The organism is Pseudomonas sp. PS01303 (genome assembly GCF_029959385.1).
GTDB lineage: Bacteria > Pseudomonadota > Gammaproteobacteria > Pseudomonadales > Pseudomonadaceae > Aquipseudomonas > Aquipseudomonas rustica.
The window spans coordinates 1-3066 of the sequence record NZ_JASCPK010000276.1; the positions used below are offsets into that span (position 1 = coordinate 1).

Sequence of the window (3066 nt, forward strand, 5' to 3'; positions counted from 1 at the left end):
CGCGAAGGCGGTGGATCAGTCAATTCATGCGTCGACTGATACGCCGCCTTCGCGAGCAAGCTCGGCTCCTACAGGGTTTTGCAGTGCTCTCAAGCCTGGTTGGGTAACGGCGATGAGTCCGTTTTTAAGGCGGTCGTGGCATAATCCCGCGCATGACTTTCGACTCCCCCCTCAGCGCCTGGCAACACGCCATCGAGCACAAGGGCTTCTTCCAGGATGAAGCTCAGGAGCACGCCGTCTGGGCGTTGCAAAAATGCCACGAAGCTTTGCACGCCGGGGCCAAGTCGGTCACCGGCGTGTACCTGTGGGGCCCGGTCGGGCGGGGCAAAACGTGGCTGATGGATCAGTTCTATCAAAGCCTGCGCGTGCCGGCGCGGCGACAGCATTTCCATCATTTCATGGGCTGGGTGCATCAGCGTTCGTTCCAGTTGACCGGTATCGCCGACCCGTTGCGCGCGCTGGCCAAGGAACTGGCAGCCGAAGTGCGGGTGCTGTGTTTCGACGAACTGTTTGTCAACGACATCGGCGACGCGATCATTCTCGGTCGGCTGTTTCAAGTGATGTTCGACGAAGGCGTGGTGGTGGTTTGCACATCCAATCTGCCGCCGGATGATCTGTACGCGGATGGCTTCAACCGTGATCGCTTCACGCCGGCAATCGCTTCGATCAAGGCGCACATGCAGGTGGTGCCGGTGAACGGCGCCGAAGACCATCGTCTGCACCCCGGCACCGGGCTGCAGCGCTACTTCGTCGCCACGCCGGAGCAGGGCAGCGCGCTGGATGAGGTGTTTCAGACACTGAACGCCGGGCAACCCGCCAGCGCCGAACCCGTTGCCGTCGGCCACCGCGTGCTGAACGTAGTGCAGGCCAGTGCGACGGTGCTCTGGTGTCGCTACGCCGATCTCTGCGAGCAACCGTTCGCCGCCATGGATTTCATCGCGCTGTGTGATGCCTATCAGGCTATTCTGTTGAGCGAGGTGCCCAACCTTAGCGCGCAGAAACGCGAAGGGCGCATTGCCCGTGGCACCGAGGACAACGCCGAGCGCGTGGCGGCGGGGGATCGCGAGTTGCCGCAGTTGTCGGTGCATGACGACGGTGTACGGCGCTTCATCGCCTTGGTCGACGAGTGCTACGACCGCAAGGTGCCGCTGTACATTGAGGCGCAAGTGCCAATGGATGCGCTGTACACCGAGGGTTATCTGGAATTCCCGTTCCGTCGCACCCTCAGCCGTTTGCAGGAGATGCAATTGCAGCGCTTTGCCGAAGCGTGAGTGAAGAGGGCGCCAACATGACCCAGCCGCTGTCCCATCATTTGCTGACCATGGCCTATCAAAATGCCTGGGCCAACCATCGTCTGGCCAAGGCCTGGATGCAGCTCGATGACGCGGATCTCGCCGCGCCGCGCATCAGTTTTTTCCCCAGTATTCGTCTGACCCTCAATCACATCCTCACTTGCGACTGGTTCTATGTCGACGCGCTGGAACGCGAGTTGCGCGGTGACGAACCGCACCCGGATTGCTACGTGTTTTTCAATCAGGACGAGCCGTTTACCGAGGCTGCGTCCCTGCGCGAAGAACAGGCGCATGTGGATCGTCGGCTGATCGCCTATTGCGAGCAGATGCGCGATGTCGATCTGAGCCGAATCGTCACCATCGCCCGCGACACGCCGCAACATGACAGCCGATTGCGCATGCTTTCGCATCTGTTTGAACATCAGATTCATCATCGTGGGCAGGTGCATACGATGCTCACTGATACCGCGGTGAAGCCGCCGCAACTGGACGAGTTTTTCTGCGCGGGAGAGGCCAGGTTGCGGGCTGAAGACTTCGCCGAACTCGGCTGGACGGAAGAGCTGATTTGGGGGCATTGATTTTTCAAAAGCAAAAGATCGCAGCCTTCGGCAGCTCCTACAGGGGAATGGGGTCCATGTAGGAGCTGCCGAAGGCTGCGATCTTTTGATCTTGTCGACAACACCGTGCTCGCGCTAAGGTCAGGCAGCCTATCAGTGCGCACTTTGCGCGCCGGGGTTGTGTGTTTGGGGATGGAAATGGATTCCGCAGAAATTCTTGTACTTCAGGCCAGTTACACCAATCCAGTGCATGCCGAGGCCATCGGCGTGGTACTCAACAACTATGCAGAAGATCCCATGGGCGGCGGTCATCCGATTGCCCCCGAGCTGCTGCAACGCCTGCCGGAAGAGCTGGCCCGGCGACCGCATGCGTTCAGCGTGCTGGCGTTCGTTGGCGGTGAGCCGGCCGGTTTGGTGAACTGCTTTGAAGGCTTTTCGACGTTCGCCTGCCGACCGCTGGTCAACGTTCACGATGTGGCGGTGGTGAACAAGTTTCGCGGTCTCGGCTTAAGCCAGAAGATGCTGCGCAAGGTCGAGGACATCGCCCGCCAGCGTGGCTGCTGCAAGATCACCCTTGAAGTGCTCGAAGGCAACGATATCGCCCAGGGCTCTTACCGCAAATTCGGTTTTGCCCCGGGGATGTTCAACCCGGAGCACGGCCGCATGCTGTTCTGGATCAAGGATTTGCAGGCATAAAAAAAGGCGCCCCAACAGGGCGCCCAACTGTCATCTGCGGTGACCGGAGCACAGTCCTCGCAGGTCCATCGGTGATTCAGTTGCGATAAGACTCGGTCACTTGGGCCGTCTGGTCGTCGGGAACCCGCAGTTCTTTGGTCTTGGCGTCGCTCACCTGTTCGCTTTGCGCGTGGTGAACGGGGAAGTTGTTGAAGTAGTAGCGCATGCGTTCGGCGCCCCCTTCGGCAAAAGCGCTGGCAGAGCCAAGGGCTAGCAGCCCGGCAAGCATTACAGTCGTGGTTTTCATGGTGCCTCCTACTGAACAAGTCGGAGCCGTTCGTCCATGAAGCAGAACTCGAAAGCGAGTGTGTTCCTTACGAATTAACTCGGGGTTAACACCAGAACATTCGTGGTGGGAGGAATAACTGTGGCGAGGGGATTTATCTGTGGCGAGGGGATTTATCCCCGATGGGGCGCGCAGCGGCCCCTCTTTTGATCTGAAAGAGAAGGGGGCCTGCTGCGCAGGCCATCGGGGATAAATC

The 3066-nt window shown here is 59.6% G+C and carries 4 protein-coding genes; 3 read left to right on the forward strand and 1 reads right to left on the reverse strand.

Annotation, left to right across the window (positions count from 1 at the left end; genetic code table 11):
- Positions 1 to 152: 152 nt before the first annotated feature.
- From zapE to QMX93_RS30320, 3 genes are all read left to right on the forward strand, one after another.
- Entirely contained in the window at positions 153 to 1271 is a 1119-nt protein-coding gene (zapE, locus tag QMX93_RS30310) for a cell division protein ZapE (protein WP_282359275.1), read from the forward strand.
- 17 nt (positions 1272 to 1288) lie between these two features.
- A complete protein-coding gene (locus QMX93_RS30315) occupies positions 1289 to 1870 on the forward strand; it encodes a DinB family protein (protein ID WP_282359276.1) in 582 nt (193 codons plus the stop codon).
- Between the two features lie 177 nt (positions 1871 to 2047).
- Positions 2048 to 2545 (forward strand): GNAT family N-acetyltransferase, encoded by a 498-nt coding sequence (locus tag QMX93_RS30320; RefSeq protein WP_053119792.1) that lies wholly within the window; start codon positions 2048 to 2050, stop codon positions 2543 to 2545.
- A 76-nt stretch (positions 2546 to 2621) separates the two neighbouring features.
- Here QMX93_RS30320 and QMX93_RS30325 read toward each other — a convergent pair whose 3' ends face one another.
- A complete protein-coding gene (locus tag QMX93_RS30325) occupies positions 2622 to 2831 on the reverse strand; it encodes a hypothetical protein (RefSeq protein WP_053119794.1) in 210 nt (69 codons plus the stop codon).
- Between the last annotated feature and the right edge of the window lie 235 nt (positions 2832 to 3066).

Bases quoted from the DNA above. Each gene is read 5' to 3' on its own strand.
- zapE (WP_282359275.1), top strand. From the start codon at position 153: ATGACTTTCGACTCCCCCCTCAGCGCCTGGCAACACGCCATCGAGCAC.
- QMX93_RS30315 (WP_282359276.1), top strand. From the start codon at position 1,289: ATGACCCAGCCGCTGTCCCATCATTTGCTGACCATGGCCTATCAAAAT.
- QMX93_RS30320 (WP_053119792.1), top strand. From the start codon at position 2,048: ATGGATTCCGCAGAAATTCTTGTACTTCAGGCCAGTTACACCAATCCA.
- QMX93_RS30325 (WP_053119794.1), bottom strand. From the start codon at position 2,831: ATGAAAACCACGACTGTAATGCTTGCCGGGCTGCTAGCCCTTGGCTCT.